The 16,043-nt window shown below is 40.5% G+C and carries 14 protein-coding genes; 6 read left to right on the top strand and 8 right to left on the bottom strand.

Going from position 1 to position 16,043, the window contains the following annotated elements; translation table 11 throughout:
- Positions 1–24: 24 nt before the first annotated feature.
- From PHA78_RS08400 to PHA78_RS08375, 6 genes are all read left to right on the top strand, one after another.
- Positions 25–510, top strand: coding sequence for a prolyl-tRNA synthetase associated domain-containing protein (locus PHA78_RS08400; RefSeq protein ID WP_015647096.1), 486 nt, complete (start codon positions 25–27; stop codon positions 508–510).
- 5 nt (positions 511–515) lie between these two features.
- Positions 516–920, top strand: a complete 405-nt coding sequence (locus PHA78_RS08395) for a hypothetical protein (protein WP_029187877.1) — start codon at positions 516–518, stop codon at positions 918–920.
- Between the two features lie 255 nt (positions 921–1,175).
- Complete coding sequence (locus tag PHA78_RS08390) at positions 1,176–2,837, top strand: ribonuclease J (RefSeq protein ID WP_272157975.1); 1,662 nt, start codon at positions 1,176–1,178, stop codon at positions 2,835–2,837.
- A gap of 60 nt (positions 2,838–2,897) precedes the next feature.
- Positions 2,898–3,674, top strand: a complete 777-nt coding sequence (locus PHA78_RS08385; protein ID WP_024398753.1) for an alpha/beta hydrolase — start codon at positions 2,898–2,900, stop codon at positions 3,672–3,674.
- 65 nt (positions 3,675–3,739) lie between these two features.
- Positions 3,740–4,432 (top strand): M57 family metalloprotease, encoded by a 693-nt coding sequence (locus PHA78_RS08380; protein WP_272157974.1) that lies wholly within the window; start codon positions 3,740–3,742, stop codon positions 4,430–4,432.
- A 10-nt stretch (positions 4,433–4,442) separates the two neighbouring features.
- A complete protein-coding gene (locus PHA78_RS08375; RefSeq protein WP_272157973.1) occupies positions 4,443–4,811 on the top strand; it encodes a hypothetical protein in 369 nt (122 codons plus the stop codon).
- A gap of 634 nt (positions 4,812–5,445) precedes the next feature.
- Here the strand turns inward: PHA78_RS08375 and PHA78_RS08370 are convergent.
- The 8 genes from PHA78_RS08370 to PHA78_RS08335 form a co-directional block, all read right to left on the bottom strand.
- Positions 5,446–5,718 (bottom strand): phage holin, encoded by a 273-nt coding sequence (locus PHA78_RS08370; protein ID WP_024376366.1) that lies wholly within the window; start codon positions 5,716–5,718, stop codon positions 5,446–5,448.
- Positions 5,719–5,796: 78 nt separating this feature from the next.
- Positions 5,797–6,693 carry a glycosyltransferase family 2 protein gene (locus PHA78_RS08365; RefSeq protein ID WP_024376365.1) on the bottom strand — a complete coding sequence of 299 codons (897 nt, stop codon included), beginning with the start codon at positions 6,691–6,693 and terminating at the stop codon, positions 5,797–5,799.
- On the bottom strand, positions 6,693–7,565 hold the full coding sequence (locus PHA78_RS08360) for an acyltransferase (protein WP_024409486.1): 873 nt from the start codon (positions 7,563–7,565) through the stop codon (positions 6,693–6,695). Before PHA78_RS08360 ends, PHA78_RS08365 begins: the two co-directional genes overlap by 1 nt.
- Positions 7,566–7,756: 191 nt before the next feature.
- Entirely contained in the window at positions 7,757–8,641 is an 885-nt protein-coding gene (locus PHA78_RS08355) for a glycosyltransferase family 2 protein (protein ID WP_272157971.1), read from the bottom strand.
- 13 nt (positions 8,642–8,654) lie between these two features.
- Positions 8,655–9,653, bottom strand: coding sequence for a sugar transferase (locus PHA78_RS08350; RefSeq protein WP_024409484.1), 999 nt, complete (start codon positions 9,651–9,653; stop codon positions 8,655–8,657).
- A gap of 74 nt (positions 9,654–9,727) precedes the next feature.
- Complete coding sequence (locus tag PHA78_RS08345) at positions 9,728–12,046, bottom strand: glycosyltransferase (protein ID WP_272157970.1); 2,319 nt, start codon at positions 12,044–12,046, stop codon at positions 9,728–9,730.
- A gap of 62 nt (positions 12,047–12,108) precedes the next feature.
- Positions 12,109–13,740: a glycosyltransferase family 8 protein gene (locus tag PHA78_RS08340; protein ID WP_272157969.1), complete on the bottom strand. Its 1,632-nt coding sequence runs from the start codon at positions 13,738–13,740 to the stop codon at positions 12,109–12,111.
- A gap of 9 nt (positions 13,741–13,749) precedes the next feature.
- The gene (locus PHA78_RS08335) at positions 13,750–15,429 is read right to left on the bottom strand and encodes a glycosyltransferase family 8 protein (protein WP_272157968.1); all 1,680 of its coding nucleotides are present in this window, start codon (positions 15,427–15,429) and stop codon (positions 13,750–13,752) included.
- Positions 15,430–16,043: the final 614 nt, after the last annotated feature.

The following is a 16,043-nucleotide window of genomic DNA, read 5'->3' as shown; positions in this document are numbered from 1 at the left end:
CTAAATATGTCAAGAGGTGCTGTCATGGATAAATTAGTTTTTGAAAGCTTAGCTGACTTGGGAATGGACTACACCATTGTAGAGCATCCACCAGCTCGGACAACTGAGGAAGCAGACCGTTACATTGAAGGGCTAGAAGGAGTACGGACCAAGTCCATGTTTCTGACTAATAAGAAAAAGACTGCATTTTATTTACTGATCATGGATGACCAGAAGCAGCTGGATATGGACCAGTTTCGTGATTTGGTGGGAGCCAACCGCATTCGGATGGCCTCGAGTGATAGCTTGATGGAAAAAATGCACTTGCCTGCAGGTGCGGTATCTGTTTTTGGCTTGTTACATAATGTTGATAAGGATATTCAAGTCTTTTTTGATAAAGAAATCCTTTCTGAACCCATTTTAACCTTCCACCCCAATGTTAATACGAAAACAATTTTTGTAAAGACAGAAGATGTTTTGCGTTTTGTAGAAGAGATTGGCTTTTCAGCAACGATTGTTGACTTGGGGTAACAAAGATGAGAAAATGTTTAGCTATTTGTAGTCTGTTGTGTTGTCTTTTTTTGGTAGGATGTCGGACAGGAGCAGCTTATCAGGCAGAGATTGAACCGATGGAACAATCAGAATTGTATACGGAAAAAGAGATTGAGGCGGCTATTCTTGTAGTTCAAGATTACTTTGATAAGCATTTTACTGATTGCCAATTGTTGACCATTGGATACGGTGGCGATGATGAAAAGTTATTTGACGACTGGGCGGAGCACTATGGTGCAGAGGAAGCTATTATCCTAACTTCGTCTTTTAAGGTAGCAGCTGAGGGTGCAGAGCCCACCTTAGAGCCTAATAGTACTCATACGGATTGGAAATGGATTTTAGTGCGGAATGTTGGTGGTAAGTGGGAACATAAGGGACATGGTTACTAATGTATATGTAGAACTTCGTTGATTTTCAGCGGAGTTTTTTGTAAATTTTCTTGAAAAAATGTATAATAGAAGCGATAGCTATTTAGGTATTTCTATTTAAAAGTTGCGTTGATGGTTGAATATAATTTTGAACCAAGGTGTGTCTTTTGCAAATAGAGCTCCGACATAGCAGACTGTAATTCGACTTGGGCATCCCAAGGACCGTTGGTAAGAAAAATAAAATGGACACCTGTGGGATGTCCAAAAGGAGAAAAAATGAGTAGCATAAAAATCATGGCTCTCGGAGGTGTACGTGAAAATGGAAAAAACCTGTACATTGCCGAAGTGAATGAACATATTTTTGTTTTGGATGCAGGGGCAAAGTATCCTGAGAATGAACAGTTAGGTGTGGATGTAGTCGTCCCAAATTTCGATTATTTGGAAGAAAATAAGCATCGTGTAGCAGGGGTCTTCTTATCTCACGGACATGCAGATGCTATCGGGGCGCTTCCTTATCTCTTGGAGAAAGTGAAAGTGCCAGTATTTGGTTCGCACTTGACGATCGAATTGGCTAAGCTACTTGTCAAGGGGAATAATGCTACTAAGAAATTTAATGATTTCCATGTTATCAATGCTGAAACGGAAATTGATTTCGGGGATTCAGTGGTATCTTTCTTTCAGACGACCCACTCTATTCCAGAGAGTTTAGGAATTGTCGTTAAGACGGATGGAGGAAATATTGTCTACACAGGTGACTTTAAGTTTGACCAGGCGGCAGATAAGTTTTATCGTACGGATTTTGGGCGATTGGCTGAAATCGGTAACGAAGGTGTTTTGGCCCTCTTGTCAGACTCAGCTAACGCAGATAGTAATGTTCAAGTAGCTAGCATGCATGAGGCTGGGGAGGAAATTCTCAATACGATTGCTGACTGTGATGGGCGTGTTATTGTGGCAGCAGTTGCCAGCAATATTGTACGTATTCAACAGATTTTTGATGCAGCAGAAGCAACTGGTCGTCGTGTCGTGTTGACAGGACATGATGTGGAAAACATTGTCCGAACAGCGATTCAATTGAAAAAACTTCGTTTGGTCAGCGAACGCTTGTTGGTAAAACCAAAGGATATGAACAAGTATGAAGACCATGAATTGATTATTCTAGAAACTGGTCGTATGGGCGAGCCGTTAAATGGATTGCGTAAAATGTCTATCGGTAGACATCGCTATGTTGAAATCAAAGAAGGTGATCTAGTTTATATTGTTACCACTCCAAGTATTTCAAAAGAAGCGGTTGTTGCTCGTGTAGAAAACTTGATTTACAAGGCTGGTGGAACGGTCAAATCCATTACAAAAAAACTGCGCGTCTCTGGGCATGGCAATGCGCGCGATTTGCAGCTCATGCTCAACATCATGAAGCCTAAATATCTTTTCCCAGTTCAAGGGGAGTATCGTCAATTGGATGCTCACGCTAAGGCTGCGCTTGAAATCGGTATGTATCCAGAAAACATTATCATCGTTAAGCGTGGGGATGTCATGGCTTTTGAAGAGGGGGATTTTGTCCATAGCGGAGCGGTTCCTGCTGGTGATGTCATGATTGACGGAAATGCCATAGGCGATGTTGGAAATATCGTCCTTCGTGACCGTAAGATCCTCTCAGAAGACGGTATCTTTATCGTGGCTATCACTGTCAACCGCCGTGAGAAAAAAATCATTTCTAAAGCCAAGGTCAATACCCGTGGTTTTGTCTACGTGAAAAAGAGCAAGGACATCTTGCGTGAGGCATCAGAATTGGTGAATACAACGGTGGAAAATTACTTTACAAAGGATAGCTTTGACTGGGCAGAGCTTAAGAGTGCTGTTCGCGATGATTTAGCAAAATTCCTCTTTGACCAAACCAAGCGTCGCCCAGCTATTTTACCGGTGATTATGGAAGTGAAATAGAGTTTTATAAATGCAAAGAGCCGAGGGCAACTCAGGCTCTTTACCATAAGGAGAAGATTTATGGCAATAATGAAAATTGAATACCACTCAGAAGCTCTAGATATGTCTAGACAGGTTACGGTTTTATATCCAGATCGCAATCGTGTGGAAAATCCTGATGACAACGATATTCCTGTCCTATATCTTTTGCACGGTATGGGAGGAAATCAGGATTCCTGGCTGAATCGTTCTACAGTGGAACGGTTGGTTCGTTATACCAATCTTATCGTGGTTATGGTCAATACAGATAAAGGTTGGTATACCAATACCACTTACGGTATGAATTACTTCGATGCCATTGCAGTAGAGTTGCCTCAAATTCTCAAACGATTTTTCCCAAATATGTCTGACAAGCGGGAGAAGAATTTTATCGCTGGTTTGTCTATGGGTGGTTATGGGACCTTCAAGATTGCCATGATAACCAATCGTTTTTCACACGCAGCTTCGCTTTCAGGCGCATTGTATTTTGATTTTGAAAATCCAGCGACAGCAGAATTGGGAAGCCTTTCGTATTGGCGAGGAGTATTTGGTGATATTTCTGATAAACAGAATCCAAATAATTTGTTAGAAATTGCTAAACAATCCGATAAAAAGACTAAATTTTATGCCTGGTGCGGTGAGGAAGATTTTCTCTTTGAAGGGCATCAAAAGGCAGTTGGGGAGTTGAAAGAGCTGGGATTTGATATAGAGGCAAGTTTCGGACCTGGTAAACATGAGTGGTACTACTGGAATCAGCAGATTGAGAAGGTATTGGCTTGGTTGCCAATTGATTTCAAATTGGAAGAAAGACTGTCCTAGTTTTTAAGAAAAGTTTCAGAAATTATGGCTATACTAAAACCTATTTCTAGAAAGAGGTATAGTCTATGAAACTTATTGGAAATATTCTGCGGTGGATTTGGCGGACATTTTGGGGTCTGATTTGGTTATCAATGGTGTTGGCTTGTGGTCTAGGTCTATTATTCTATTTTCAACAGGAAGCAGCGCCTCAGATGTTACAAACTCTAGCTCAAGAAGTGCAATTGATGGTCAAAGGACAGTCTGAAGTGACGATTGAAGAAGGTGTTAATACCATTAAGCACCTGACGACTGATACGGTCAATACAGCTAATCATGGTCGATGGGAAAGCAATACTGCGACTGTTTACATTGAAACCCAGAATCCAACATTTGTAGCTGCCTATGAAACAGCCATTGCAAATTGGAATGCGACAGGGGCCTTTACTTTTGTGATGACAAGTGATCCAAATCAGGCTGATATTATTGCTACTGAGATGAATGATGGAAATACCCAGGCAGCAGGCGAGGCCAATTCAACGACTAATTTATTGACGAATTATTATAGCTCGGTAACGGTGCGTCTGAATAGTTTTTATTTATTAAACGACCAATATGGCTATGATATGGATAGAATTATCCATACAGCTGAGCATGAATTGGGCCATGCTATTGGCCTAAATCATGAAGATAGTCAGACCTCTGTTATGGAATCGGCAGGTTCTAATCATGGTATCCAGCAAGCAGATATTGATGCGGTCCTTGCCTTGTATTCAGAATAGAAGGGAAAATATGCTTCGAACAATTACAAACACAATAAAACGTTATCCTGAGCAAGCTCTGCTCTTTCTCTATAATGCTGGGATTTTTGCATGGATGCAGTCTACCAGTCATTCGATTATGGAACAAATCGGTATAGATAGCAGCTGGTTTGATAAAATCCCTGAACCTATCAAGGCCTGGACAGGTGCCAGTCTAGAGAGTATGCAAACCTTACTCAATTCTTCCGCTTGGGGATGGCTGATTGTATCTATGATATTGATGTTGGTCATCCGCTTTGTTAAGGGCTTGATCAAGTTTGTCATCATGCTGATTATTATCGGCGGTGGTCTTTATCTACTCTGGCAGAATAAGGAATTGCTTAGTGGATTGAAGGTATAAAAATCGCAAAAGAAAAAAAGAAGCTGAGCAAGCCATCTTAGATGTCTGCTCAGCTTTTTTGACTTGTAATACTCTTCGAAAATCAAACTCAGACCTTGTTGACTTGATTTGATGAGTGGAAGGGGAGCGGAAAAGAACTCGACCAAGATAAAAAGAGTTCGTCAACAATTTTTCGTTTTAAGTTGTTGAGCTGAGATGTTGACACGAACCCTGAGAAGCGTGGTTGGTCTTTTTGGCCCAGCCTCACTTTCGCAGAGTACGGCAAGCCGAAAGTGACGATGTATCAAAGCTAATTCAAATGACTATACCTTGAAACAAAATAGTAACAGGGTTCTATCTGCATAAGTAGAAACGAACTACGTTCGCCTATCTCCAACCCCCAAAGTTTCCCCAAACCTTTGGGGCTAGTCTAATTTTGATTTTCATTGAGTATAAAATCCGGATAACAAGCTCAGCTTTTTATAGTGGTTTGGATTAGGGAAAGGACAAGTTTGAGTTATAGTGTCAGCAACACCCTCCTAAAATAACTTTAGAGTTCTCAAATTGATAAACGTAGCTAATCCTGTTTTTGATTTGGTTTGCTATATATCCGCCACAACCTGTTAGCATGAATCACTATCAAGTTTTCAAAGCTTTACTGCTCCCCTGTAGTGTTCCTATCAGAAGTTTCTTTCTTGTGGCTGATGCTATCAAGGGTTTCTTGACCATAGCTGTCTTTCTTGTTACTTAATATGCCCAAAAATAGAAGAATACTGAGAATAATACAAATGGTTTGCTCGATCTTATTCAATTCCTGACTGATATTGTAGCCAAAATAACTTGAGGCAATATTGTCAATCAGCATGAGAATAAGGGAAACAAGACCAATCCAAAACATATGGAGTTTGAGACGTTCTTTTAGTTTCATATGAATCCCTTTCTGTCATTGAAATTTTCTCCTGATAGCCCAAAAGGATAGCTGTTTTCTAATCCGATGGTAGACCGATTAACTATCGGATGAGGATTGAATCCCTAATTTTTGTAGGATATATCGGTAAGTATCATTTTCAGTTACCTTGTGAGTCAGGTGCTGCTGTTGGTGATATAAGAGACGCTGTTTGTAGCAATCCACGGCAAGGCTAGGGTCAAGACCAGCAAGAAGCATGTCAATAATCAAGGTTTCATAGCCTTTGATATCGCTTAATGTATTAGCAGGGGAAGAAGGGGCGTCTGAAAGACTTCCCTTTCTTTTTCGATAGCAATAGAGATTCTTAGAATAATAGACTGTTTTATGACTGTTGAGGACAAGTAAATGTGTCGTATACCTGTCTTCCGCTACTCTCACATTCGGAAAGCGAATGTATCTATTGTGTTCTTTTGAAGTAAATAAGTGACTACGGAACAATTTGCCCCAAGCAGTTAAGAAGGTAATAGTCCCCACAGTCAATAAATGTGAAAAATAGTTTTCAATCGTCAATACTTCTGTCCTCACTTCTTGAGAATGGATATAGTAGATGCCATTGTTTTCATCGAAACCATAGTATTCTCCAATGACGATATCAGCCTCATGGAGGGTAAGTTGTGTAAACAGATCCTCGATGAATGTTGTTTCGAGGTAGTCGTCGCTATCCACAAAGGTGACAAAGTCACCAGTCATATTTTCGATACCTAGATTTCGTGTATCTGCTAGACCAGAATTGCAAGTTTTTTTTAGCAAACAAATCCGCTCGTCTCGTGCTTGGTATTCTTGACAAATGCTTACGCTATTATCTGTCGAGGCGTCATCAATGAGAAGAATTTCTAGGTTTTGATAGGTTTGACCAATAATACTATCTAAACATTGCCTGAGATAGTTTTCCACGTTATAGATGGGAACAATAACTGAAATAAGTGGCTTTTCCATTAGGTATCCCTTTCTTTAAAAAAATCTTGAATAGCCTGCACCATTTCTTCTGGATGGTTACTCGAAATCATGGTATTCGTTAGCTCTGGTTGATGGGCGACAGTATCAAAACTATAGATGGGAATTTGTTTTTGCTGACAGCGGTTGAGGATGTCTTTGACTTCCCACCAGTGATTGATGTCTAGATAGATGGAGGTACGATCCAAAATCTCATCTTCCAGTTCAGTATCGTTGATATTGCTATAGATATTGACATTGCTAAATCGACGAAAACTATTGAGATGAGGAGAGATATGGGTTCCAGCCAAGATATTGAAAGCAATATCAGGCAGGGAAGTAACCAGGTATTCCAAGTGTTCCAGAGTATCGGATGCCGTAAAGGTTGTGACCTGTTTGTCAAATTGTGGTCGAGGTCGATAGGTCATAGTTCCTGATGAGGTCACGATAGTATTGGCAGGGACGTCCTTATAGATGGTGCAGCCTGCTCCGATGATCACGTTGTCACCGATGGTCACCCCCTTTAGGATAACAGAATTAGCTCCGACCCAACAATGTCGTCCAATGGTGATAGGGGCTGTGCTAAAAGAGATGGTTTCAATGTGGTGATGGGAGTAGTGGTGATTGTTGTCATAAATTTTGACCCCGTCACCAAACAGACAATAGTCACCGATGGTAACTTTCTCCATACATCTTAGAACACAGGAGGAGTTAAAAAAGACCTGCTTGCCGATTCGTAATGTGGCATAATTCTTGACCTCAAAGCTACAAAAGTTTTTGGCAATAATTCCATCATCGACCTGAATATCAGCATGTTCTTCAAGTTCTAAATTATAGAATTGGCCTAAATAATTGATTGGTAGTTTATGTTTCATATTGCTTTCCATTTTCTATCAAATAGGCAAATTTTAATAGTCTATTATATATTTCTGTATTTGTTTTTCCTCGTTCTTCTAGTATCGCAAGATATCTGCTTGTTCGATAACTATAGTAAGGGAAACGAGACCGATTCAAAAGATGCGGAGATTGACACACTTTTGCGTTACAAAATACATATCTATAGCAGTCAACTCCCTCTAGTGTAAAGAGAAAGGTGTTTTTTAATTCGATGGTAGACTGGATGATGGCAGTAGCCCAATTCTTCTAAAGTTTGTTTGTATCCACTTATCCTGAGCTTGTAAAAGGCAATGGCTTTGGATAAATCATAACCGAGCAAGAGGAGATCAAAGTAGCGTTTTTCAAAACCGTCTAAGTCATCGGCAATGTGCTGGATACTAGTTGCTGAGCTGGTCAAACTATTGGGACGCTTGCGCCAGCAGTAACCAGCATAGCTGAGGTAGATTGTTTTTTTGCTTTTTAGAAATAGCAAATGTGTCACTTGCTGTTCTTCGTTGGCTTGATTAAGAGTAGGGAAAAGAATTTGATAATCTTGAACAAACAAGGAACTGTTAAACAGTTTTCCCCATACTGTGATATAATTGTCCGTTGCGCCGGTAAATACCCTATCCAGATAATCTTCAAAAGAGAGAGTTTCATAGAAATCTTCGTAATTGTGGATGAGAAAAGTAGAATTTTCTTCGACAAAACGGTAGTAATCACCCATAACGATGTCGGCCTGTTCCGTGACTGCAAGCTGATAAAGTCGGTCAATCATATCGTGATTGAGATAGTCGTCGCTATCCACAAAGGTGACAAAGTCGCCAGTCATATTTTTTAAACCAAGATTTCGAGAGTCTGATACACCACGGTTTTCAGTTTTTTTAATCAAGCGAATGCGACTATCACGGGATTGGTATTCTTGACAGATAGCGACGCTATCATCTGTCGAAGCATCATCAATAAGGAGAATTTCTAGGTTTTGATAGGTTTGACTAATAATACTATCTAAACATTGTCTTAGATAATTTTCCACGTTGTAGATGGGAACGATAACTGAAATTAAATCGTCCATACTGTGTCTCCTCCTAAATCATAACCTGATGAACCGCATCAGTCAGTAGCTTTTGAGCAAAGTAGCCCTTCGTAATCAGTTCTCGGAAATTCCAAAGAGAATCAAGGAGGGAACGGTATTCTTCCTCAGTGATAGTGGAAACGATGGCATTGGCTTCTTCCAGACTATCGACAAGGAACCCCAGCTTGTATTCGGAAATATAGTGGGCATTGGAAAGGCTACGTGGGGCAATGACAGGTAGGCCGGCTGCGATGTAGGTGCTTAATTTGTAGGAAACGTTGAGATTGTAGTATTCTGCATCCTCTCCTTGTGACCAGACAAGACCAAAGCCACCATTTTTATTTAATTCTTGGAGTAGGCTGAGACTGTATTTCCAACCTTGGTAGGCCACATTGTTGGGTTTGGTTGGATAATATTCTGGCGCAAAGAGATTGAGCGGTGTTGCAAACTGCCAGTCGTCAACAAAGTGGAAACGTTGCGGATTTCCTGTGAAGTTGACAACACGGTGAAAGGCAGGTTTTTCAAGCCAGATATCCGTTTTATGGTCCCACATATTTTGCAAGAGGGTATTGGTGACCCGAAGACCGTGCTGGTAGAGCAGATCCAGCATTTTTTGTGAAGGGGCGATAATCAAGTCAGCCATATTATACATCTCAATGGTCTTTTCCATCAGGTAGAAGTTGGAGCTGAACATGAGTGGTGGAATATCGTGGATAAAGATGACAATTTTTATGCCAGAATAAATCCGTAATCGTTTGATATACTCGTGGTCAAAGTGGGTGCCGTTCCAGCTAGGTGCTTGGAAGATGATAACATCGCCATTTCCTACAGCAGCGTTCATGCCATCAAATCGAATAGCCAGATTTTCAACGCTTTCGCCATCGGCATTGAAACTATAAATGCCGATTTCCTTGATATCTAATTTTTTTGCAATATCTGCGACCATGTTTTGAGCCATGAGGGCGACACTCAGAGGTGATTGGCCGTAGAGATTGGTAATATGAACTTTCATTGTTTTCCTTTTCTTATTTTTGTACTTGTTATACTGTTTCGATTTGTTTCTAGTCTACCCAAAAAACATACTATTTAAGGCTTATCTTGCCAATTGAAATAGGTCATCAATCTTTTTCCTATATATTCATACACCTCACAATCTTGTTGCTGGTGATTTTCAAGATAGGTTTTGTGTTGGTTTAGTAAGTAGATGTAGCATTCTTTTAGATAGGTCATATCTTTGTTTAATAAGGCAAAGTCAATTATCTTCTCTTCAAAGCCCTTGATTTCGTCCATAATACGCTTTTCTGATAGTTGCGTTTTGGTTATGCTATTTTCTCGTCTTCTGTACACATATAGATATTCATCGACAAAAACGTTTTTTTGGCTTTTAAAAAACAGTTTATGCGTCGTGTACTGGTCTTCATGCAAGACATCTACAGGATATCTGATGGATTTATATGGGGTGTTATCATTGAATAAGTTGGCTCTATATAGTTTAGCCCAAGCAGTCACAGCAATAAATGAAAAATATCTATGACATTTTTCAAGGCATTGCTCTCCAGTCAACATTTCTATTTTATTGACACTATTTTGAGAATTAGGGAATACAAATAATTTGTTATCTTCTTCAAACTCTATATACTTGCCAATGGCAATGTCTGCCTGACAAGTTTTTGCATGTATATATAAGGTTTTGATGCAATGATTTCCAAGATAGTCATCACTATCAACAAAGGTTACAAACTGACCAGTCATGGCATCCAGTCCCTTATTTCGAGCATCAGATAGTCCGCCATTTTCTTGATGAATGACCTTTATCCGCCCATCTTTTGCGGCATAGTCATCACAAATCTTGCCTGAACTATCGGTCGAACCATCATTGACCAGGATAATTTCTAGATTTTGATAGGTTTGGTTGAGGATACTATCCAGACATTCGTGTAGGTAATTCTCGACATTGTAGACAGGGACGATAACACTGATTAGCTCTTCTTTGATTTTTCGATAGACATAGAGAGTTTCTTTGACATAAGAAATCTTGTCGGTTTCATAGCTCTTCGGGATCAAATCATGGGCTAAATCGATATGGTTGTCTCTTACATAGCTTGTTTTGAAGAGTTTACAATAGGGATTTGTCAGATAGGTTTTATGTCTAGGGAAAGTCTGGAAGTGCTTTTTTACAGTTTCAGCCGTCACTGTCTCTTCCTTGAATAGATTGGCATGGAAGTAGTAATTACCATCGTTTTCATTAAAGTCACAGTTTTCCAGCAATACAATATCAGACTGGTATTGTTCAGCACTGTTCAAGGCTGTTTCGATAAATGAATCATCCAGTTCATCGATGTGATTGAGGCTAATCAGGTATTGCCCCTTGACCAGCTTGAGCAAGTCTCGTCCTAACGGACTTTCTGGGTCGACAGTTAGGATGTCTACCTTTTCTTCATCCAGTGGGTAGTGGGAGCAGACATCTGGTACCTGAATGTTTATATCAGTATTGTAGTTTAGAAGGATGAGTTGGATATTTTTGTAGCTTTGTTTGCAGACTGTTTCGATAGTCAATAGACTTGTTTCATTGTAGATGGGGAGTAGGAGGCTTACTTTTGTTTGTTGAATCTGTTTTATATTTTTAACAAAGTCGACTTGCCAAAGTTTTAGATATTTATTTAAGGGTAGCTCTTGAAATTGATAATGTTTCCAAGGTTTTGCTCCAGAGGAGTTATAATGAATAATTTTGATTTCATCCAGACCCAACAAGTCTTTTTCCATTGCTTCAACTGTGTAGTTGTAAGCTAGGGGAAGTTCGGCTATTTTCCCTTTCAAAGCAATATTGATGACATCTTGGTCTTGAAATAGAATGATGTCTTTTAGTCGCTCTGTTTCCGTAAATAAATGATGGGTAATCTTATCTTGGCGCATTTTTTGCAAGTTGCAGACCAAGACCCCTGCATTGATAAAGAGTTCATCTAAATCAAATCCCAATTTTAATTTATGGTCAGGAAAACGGTTGATTATGTCAATTTCGTTGACACCTGCCAAATAGTGCTGACTGAGGTCAATATCCCACAGTTCTTTAACATCACATCGAATCAAGAGGTCGCTATCCAAGTAGATGACTTTATCACAATCTACGAGAATTTCTGGCAATAAATAACGGTAATAAGTTTCGATGGTAATGCCATCTAGTGTTAGCGGCAAATTGGAAAATAAATCTCTATCAATCTTGACAAAATGAATGTTTACAGATTCAGTCTCCAATGTTCTTAGCCTATCTTTTGACTTGTCGGATAAATCAGTATGGAGTACAAATATATCCAGATTAGTTGTGTATTTTTTTATCATAGAAATCGTAAAAAATACATAGTGACAATGCTTGTCGTTAATACAAAAGGAAATATTTATTTTACTCATTTTCATCTAATCCTTACGCGTTAAATTTGGAAATTGGCGACCTCGATAGTATTCGTTGATAATCACCTCAAAAGTGCAAGCTGTATATCAATTTCTTCTGCCAAGTTTGGAGGTAGGGTAGCTGTGTTATTAGACAGGGACAGCAGTTCTTGGTGATAGAAGTCTTTGTCCGCTCCTTTTGTTAAGACGTGATATGCCATTAGAGCAGTAAAGTAGTCTGAGGTTTCTTGACTGTTGCTTATTAAGGTTTGGACAGGCTGGCTATTGCTAGAAATATAGGCTACTTCTGGTAGATAGACCAGACTTGCTTGGGAATGTAGCAAGAATCGAGTCAGGAGCTGGCCTGGGAGGTCTGTTCTTCGTTGCCAAGCCCTTGTCACCACTTGGGGAGCTAGGAGCATACCAGACAAGGATTGGTAATAGGCGACCTGCTGGCTGGGTGCCAGCTGGGTCTGTTGTAGGTAAGATTTTCCATCCAGAACTTGTTTTTCTTGCCACAAGGGGTTGAAAAAGTAGAAGTTACTAGTAGTCTGTTCAAATTGGCTACAGCTGACTTTGCTGATGTCAGCCTGATTTTCTTCTAGTGCTAGAAAGAGCTTGGCGAGATAGAAAGAGTCTACCCAATCATTTGCATAAATCAGACTGAGATAGCTACCTGCCATCTTTTCCAAACCTTCTTTAAGAAAATTGTGCTGATTATTTGGTGTAAAGTGATAGTAGCGGAAATGAGAGGAAGAACTAATTGCTGCTAAACATATTTCTTTGGTTTTCCTGTCTGCTGAATAATCTAAAATGATGCAATCAATATTGCGATAAACTTGTTGAGCAATGGAATCCAAGGTTTTATCCAAGTTGTCTGCTGCTTCAAAAATAGGAAGTACTAGGCTGATTTTAGGTTCGATAAACTGGAGATAGGCCTGATGACACTCCAAGTAACGATTGACTGCGAGCCGATTGTACTCTGGAACATCAAGTTGGCGATTCCAAGGTTTTTCTAAACTATAATGGTTTAACACAATATCGGCCTCTTTGCGAAGATTTGCCTGTCGCTCCATATAGCCGTAATTATAGATAGGGTCTAGGGATTTTATCTTCCCTTCCAATGCGACATTGATAATGTCTTGGTCTTGGAGACGAATCTTATCCTTGATGGTATGTCCGCATTCAAATAACAAGCTTTCAATCTTATCTTCTCTGATTTTTTTAAGGTCCATGAGTAGAACCCCTGAGTTAAAGTAGTAGGTCGGGTCCGTCATTCCAATACTCCGACGGTAGTCAAAACCGCCTTCTGATGGTGGTTCACTAACTGCGGCCATATAAGCCCCGTCTAATGGAGTTTCCCAGAGGGGCTGGAGATCCTTTTGAGCTAGAATATCGCTATCTAGGTACAAGATACGGTCTAAATCAGGAAGAAGACTGGCAAAGGCCATGCGGAAATAAACTTCAGGCCGTGTGATATGGCTACGGTTAAGAGGTAAGTCTTCGAACTGTTTTGCATCCACCACAAGGATATGGATGTTTAGATTGTGAAATCGGTCTTCTAATTTTTGAAGTTTGAAGCGACTATAGTCTGATATATCAGATGTGAGGACATAGACGGAAACAGGGGATTTTCTTGTATGCACCATGATGGAATAGAGGGTGGTTCCCATGTAGTCCATATAGGAATCGCTGACAGTAAATGCTAGGTTCATAATGTTTCCTTAATAGAATGGCTTGTGATGAGGAAGTTGCTCTAAGAATTGCAATTCATTGAGTTTCGCTTCTAGCTTGCTAGCGAGTTCTTCTTTCTCTAGTTTCTGGGCAGTCACAAGCAGGTCATAGAGTTCTTGTTTGTAAAATTCTTTGTAATGGATGAGAGACAGATTACATAGCGCTATATAGGAGGCGAAGTGGTTCAATTCTTTCATTCGCTGGAGAATGCCCCCTTCGGTTTCAAAGGTGGGCTGAACTATTGATACATTTCGTTTGACATATGTTCTATTGTTGACAAAGGCTACAGATTCGCCGACCAAGTAGAAGAGGCAGGCTAGTAAATCTTCTGAGTGATAGCTGGCTAGTTGACCTGATCTCTGGATGATAGTGGAATGGTAGAGTTTGCCATCTAGGTGGGTATGACGGAAAGTTTCATACCATTTTAAGCCGAAGAGGTTTTCTAACAAATAGCTGGTTTGTCGGCGGCCGTCAGCAAGGTCAGGCTCAAACATCTTGTAGATCCCCTCCTCCTCTTCTAGTAAGGTAAAGGGCGCACTGGCTATGAAGGTATCTTGCTCCACAAGCTGATGGTAGAGGGATGAAATATGGGTCTTATCCAGCCAGTCCTCTGCCTCTATCATGCTGAAATAGCTGGTTTTGATGTGTGCTAGTCCTGCATAATAGGCTTTCATTTTTGTGGCAAAGTCTTTTTTGATCACCATTACTGGATGCTCTTTGGTCAGGTAAGGAATCAGGATTTCTTCCAGTTCAGGTTGGTCTTCTGGTAGCAGGAGTAGAATCTGTAGGTTCTTGTAATCCTGCTCAAAGACGCTGGCTAGGCATTGGCTGAGGGAGGCTGGTCTGGTCTGCCAAGCGTTGACTAGGAGAGTAACCGCTGGCTCGACAGTGGAGAGGTAGGCTTGAAAGGTTCTGCGATAGAGTTCGAAACTCTCGCGATTGTATTGGAGATAATTTTGGTCCTTTCTCCAAGGCTTGTGCCAATTGAAGTGGATAATGACTGTTTCTTCCAGCGAGATATGTTTGACCTTGCGTTGATAGGCAGTCATATTGTACTTGGCTTCAAGGTTTAGGATTTGCCCCTTCAAACCGATATTGATAATATCTTGGTCTTGATATTCAATGTAATTCTTTATCTCTTGCGCTTTGGCAAAGAGGAATTCCTCAATCTTGTCTTGGCGCATTAGCTCTAGGTTAAAGAGAAGTACCCCTGCATTTACATAAATATCCTGAGGGGTGAACCCGATTTTTTGGCGGTATTCCGCATTGCTATGGAGCATGTCTAATTCATTGACACCTGCGAGGTAATGGTGACTAAGATCGCTTTCCCAGATTTCTTTCAGTGATCCATTAACTAAGATATCGCAGTCCAGATATAGGACCCTGTCCAGTTCAGCTAGCTGGCTGGGCAACAAGATGCGAAAGTAGGTTTCAAGAGAAATTCCTTCTTTCAGAGGGAGGTGGTCAAAAGACGTGCTGTCAATCTCAATAAAAGAAATGGTCACCAGCTGAGAAGTCAGGCGATTGAGTTTAAAACGACTATGGTCAGACATGCATTTGGTCAATACATAGAAATGCAGTTCCTGGTTAGGATGGTGTTGAATGATGGAATAGATGGTTGTCCCTAAGTAGTCGGCATAGGAATCAGTAGCACTAAATGCGATATGCATCCGGTTCTCCTTTGTTTTTTTAGTTCTAAATCTACTTAGTCTTGCCCTCTTTTGTGGATAATAAGGTCTGTTAGTTTACTTTTAGCGCAGTCTGTACTGAAGGTGGAAATAAGGCGAACAGAGTTCGCTACAAAACTGTCTGGGAGACAGTTTGAGGTTGGAAATAGAGCGAACTTCGTTCGCTACACAAAGGTTCGGGGAACCTTTGGAGGTTGGAGATAGAGCGAACAGAGTTCGCTACAAAACTGTCTGGGAGACAGTTTGAGGTTGGAGATAAAGCGAACTTCGTTCGCTACACAAAGGTTCGGGGAACCTTTGGAGGTTGGAGATAGAGCGAACAGAGTTCGCTACAAAACTGTCTGGGAGACAGTTTGAGGTTGGAGATAAAGCGAACTTTGTTCGCAACAATCGTAATGGTCAGATTTGGAGTGTAAAACACGAACTGCTGAGATTTGCCTCGCAAATCTTATCTCCCACCTTTAACCTCGCTTTTTCCTTTCTAGGCTCGGGCTGAAACAGTTCACTGAACTGTTTCACTCCCCCAGACTGTTAAAGCCAATCAACCACTGCGCTGAGATGTTGACACAAACCCTGAGAAGTGCGCTGGACTTGAG

Origin of the sequence: Streptococcus sp. HN38, from assembly GCF_028335765.1 — a bacterium.
GTDB classification, from domain to species: Bacteria; Bacillota; Bacilli; order Lactobacillales; family Streptococcaceae; genus Streptococcus; species Streptococcus suis_P.
The sequence above is the reverse complement of the archived record's forward strand: the minus strand, read 5'-3'. Positions and strand labels throughout refer to the sequence as shown.

Excerpts from the sequence above, each read along its gene's own strand:
- PHA78_RS08400 (WP_015647096.1), top strand. The coding sequence starts at position 25 with ATGGATAAATTAGTTTTTGAAAGCTTAGCTGACTTGGGAATGGACTAC.
- PHA78_RS08395 (WP_029187877.1), top strand. The coding sequence starts at position 516 with ATGAGAAAATGTTTAGCTATTTGTAGTCTGTTGTGTTGTCTTTTTTTG.
- PHA78_RS08390 (WP_272157975.1), top strand. The coding sequence starts at position 1,176 with ATGAGTAGCATAAAAATCATGGCTCTCGGAGGTGTACGTGAAAATGGA.
- PHA78_RS08385 (WP_024398753.1), top strand. The coding sequence starts at position 2,898 with ATGGCAATAATGAAAATTGAATACCACTCAGAAGCTCTAGATATGTCT.
- PHA78_RS08380 (WP_272157974.1), top strand. The coding sequence starts at position 3,740 with ATGAAACTTATTGGAAATATTCTGCGGTGGATTTGGCGGACATTTTGG.
- PHA78_RS08375 (WP_272157973.1), top strand. The coding sequence starts at position 4,443 with ATGCTTCGAACAATTACAAACACAATAAAACGTTATCCTGAGCAAGCT.
- PHA78_RS08370 (WP_024376366.1), bottom strand. The coding sequence starts at position 5,718 with ATGAAACTAAAAGAACGTCTCAAACTCCATATGTTTTGGATTGGTCTT.
- PHA78_RS08365 (WP_024376365.1), bottom strand. The coding sequence starts at position 6,693 with ATGGAAAAGCCACTTATTTCAGTTATTGTTCCCATCTATAACGTGGAA.
- PHA78_RS08360 (WP_024409486.1), bottom strand. The coding sequence starts at position 7,565 with ATGAAACATAAACTACCAATCAATTATTTAGGCCAATTCTATAATTTA.
- PHA78_RS08355 (WP_272157971.1), bottom strand. The coding sequence starts at position 8,641 with ATGGACGATTTAATTTCAGTTATCGTTCCCATCTACAACGTGGAAAAT.
- PHA78_RS08350 (WP_024409484.1), bottom strand. The coding sequence starts at position 9,653 with ATGAAAGTTCATATTACCAATCTCTACGGCCAATCACCTCTGAGTGTC.
- PHA78_RS08345 (WP_272157970.1), bottom strand. The coding sequence starts at position 12,046 with ATGAGTAAAATAAATATTTCCTTTTGTATTAACGACAAGCATTGTCAC.
- PHA78_RS08340 (WP_272157969.1), bottom strand. The coding sequence starts at position 13,740 with ATGAACCTAGCATTTACTGTCAGCGATTCCTATATGGACTACATGGGA.
- PHA78_RS08335 (WP_272157968.1), bottom strand. The coding sequence starts at position 15,429 with ATGCATATCGCATTTAGTGCTACTGATTCCTATGCCGACTACTTAGGG.